The sequence below is a fragment of the Mycobacterium sp. genome (assembly GCF_049281135.1).
In the GTDB taxonomy this organism is placed as follows: Bacteria; Actinomycetota; Actinomycetes; order Mycobacteriales; family Mycobacteriaceae; genus Mycobacterium.
On sequence record NZ_JBAPRN010000311.1, the window covers coordinates 1 to 2,595 of the forward strand.

Annotated in this window: 2 protein-coding genes; both read right to left on the bottom strand. The window is 62.7% G+C overall.

The window, feature by feature from the left end; genetic code table 11:
* On the bottom strand, nt 1–1,409 hold a 1,409-nt coding region (locus WAN02_RS12640), incomplete at its 3' end, for an MCE family protein (protein WP_422264514.1).
* Complete coding sequence (locus tag WAN02_RS12645) at nt 1,410–2,567, bottom strand: virulence factor Mce family protein (protein WP_422264515.1); 1,158 nt, start codon at nt 2,565–2,567, stop codon at nt 1,410–1,412.
* Nucleotides 2,568–2,595 lie beyond the last annotated feature (28 nt).

Sequence of the window (2,595 nt, forward strand, 5' to 3'; positions counted from 1 at the left end):
GTGTTCGCCAGATCGGATCGGGTGTACTCACGCCCGTCCGGCCCGAGATACGTGCCGGTGGCCGGGTTGTACTGGGCGGCGGCCACCGGCGGTGGCGGAGCCGTTGGAGCCGGCCCTGCTTGCGGTCGCGACCCGGGCGGCATTTGCGGGATGTCCTGGCCGGTGTAGGTGGCGTTGGGATCGCCTTTCCAATTCCAGCCGTCGTTGAGCGGCACATACTGTTCGTCGCTTTCGCACATCTTCACCGTCGGTGCGCGTTTGCCAGGTCTGGTTTCGCACGGGATGTTGCGGGCGCCGCGCACGGCGGTGATGGGCGAGTCCTGCGGGACCCTGCAGTACAGGTCGCCGGCGGGCCGTTCCGGATAGTCCTCGAACGTGGCCACCCGCTGCTGCTGGGCCGGCAAGAACCCAGTGGTACATGGCGGCGGCACGTTGAGGTTGAGGTTGAAGCTGAGGTATTGGCCTCGATAAGCCTGCTTGGTGTTCAGGTTCCCCAAGATGCCGGCCTGTTCGGCTTGGATGGATTCGGGGAAGATCACCAGCAGCGATTCGATGTCGTTTTGGTAGGTGAGCGCGACCTGGCTGACGCTGTTCAGGTTGGCCATCAGAATCGGCAGGGTGGGTTGCAGCCGCTCGAGAAGTTGGCGTGTCTCTGCCAACCCAGGGCCGCCCTTGTCGATGAGGGTGGCGACGGCCTCGTTGTGGGTCTGCAATTCGCTGGTCACCGTGGCCAAATTCGATGCCCACGCCGCTATCGCATTAGACGTCTGGATTTGGGAATTGGCTACCGGCTGCCAATTGTCGATCAGCGCAATCAGCGGGTCGAGATTCTTGCGCGCGTCGATCGAAAGGTTCGACCCGCCCTTGACAATGCGGGACAGCTCGGGACCGAGCCCGCCCACGGCCGTGTACGACTCGTCAATAACGGTCTTCAGGTTGTCGTGAGGTATCGCGTGCAGAGCCGTGTTGGCGGCACTGAGCAAGTTATTGATGTCGGGCGGTACGGAGGTGTCGGTCAGCGGAATCACATCGCCGTCCTTGAGTGGCGACGAGGTGCCGTTGCGGGGCAGCAACTCGACATACGATTCGCCGACCGCCGATTGACTGTGCACCTCGGCTTTGAGGTCTCTCGGGATGTGAATGCCGGATTTCAGTGACAGCACCGCTTCGACGCCGGCGTTGGTTAGGTGCACCGACTGCACCCGGCCTACTTCGGTCCCGCGATAAGTCACGTTGCCGGTCTCATACAGCCCGCCGGATTGCGGCAGTTCCATCTTCACCGTGTACCGGCCAACGCCGAACAGCATGGCGGGCAGTTTCACGAAGTGCAGCGACATCACCGTCAAGGCGAATAGCGCGATCACGGTAAGGACCACTAGCTGAATCTTGACTCGTCTGTGTAGGTGCATCTAGGGCCCCTGGTCCCAGTGGTACGGGATCGTGAGCGGATTGCCCGGGTTGAACGGGCCGCCCGCTAGGCACGGGCTGGGGTACTGGCCGACGGTGCGGCCCCACTGCAGCTCTAGCTCGGTCAGATCGCACGCCCACTTCGTGCCGGTGAATAGTCCCGCGTCGATGCGGCTGAGCGTCAGGTCGATGATCGCCGTCAGGTTGTTGTGCTCACCACGCATGAAGTTTTCAAACGTTTCGTTCGGAAATGGGAAGGTGGGAATCAGGCTCAGCGATCGTGTCAGGCTGGGGCCAGCGTTGGCGAGCGACTCCAACACCGGTCCGACTTCCTTTAACTCCTTGACCAGGTTTTCTTTGGTTTTGTTGACCGTGTCGGCGGTCAGGGCGCCGAATTTGCCCAACTGGTCGGCCGCATCGACCAGGTCGTCTCGCTCCTTGTTGAGCACTGTGAGCGCGTCGGGAATGGTCTTGATGGCCCGGTCCAGCACGGGCTGCTGAGCGGCGAACTTGCCGACGAGGTGGTTGAGCTTCTCGGCGGCTGCGATGATGTCACCCTTCTGGTCGTTGAGGTACGCGGTGAATTTGTTCAGTTGTCCGATCAGGCTTCGCAAATCTTGCTCGCGGCCGCGGAACGCGGTGCTCAACGCCTCGGTGATGTCCTGTACTTGGCTGATCCCGCCGCCGTTCAGCACCATCGACAACGCCGCCAGCGTCTGTTCGGTGGTCGGGTAGGCGCCGCCGTGTGACAACGAAATCAGTGAGCCGTTGCGCAGCTTGCCTTCCGGCGCTTCGTGTGTGGGTGGCACCAGCTCGATGTGCTGCGAACCCAGCAGGCTGGTCGTGCCGATCTTCGCGGTCGCATTGGCGGGAAGGTCGACGTCCCCGTTGAGCTGCATCGTCAGCAGCGCATGCCAGCCCTGACGTTCGATTTTTGTCACATGCCCGACCGTGACGTCTGCGACCCGCACCCGCGAGTTCGGCTGAATGTTGTTGACATCCGGCATTTGCGCCTGAATCACGAACGAGCCTGGACCGGTGCCCTGGGTGCCGGGCAGCGGCAGCGAATTGAGCCCGCGCCAGCCGCAGCCGGATATCCCGGCCAAGACGACGAGTGTCGCCAGAGTCGTCACCACGCGGCGCAAACGAGCGCGTCTCATGAGCCACCTCCGTGGGGCACCATCAGGC

Bases quoted from the DNA above. Each gene is read 5' to 3' on its own strand.
- WAN02_RS12645 (WP_422264515.1), bottom strand. From the start codon at position 2,567: ATGAGACGCGCTCGTTTGCGCCGCGTGGTGACGACTCTGGCGACACTC.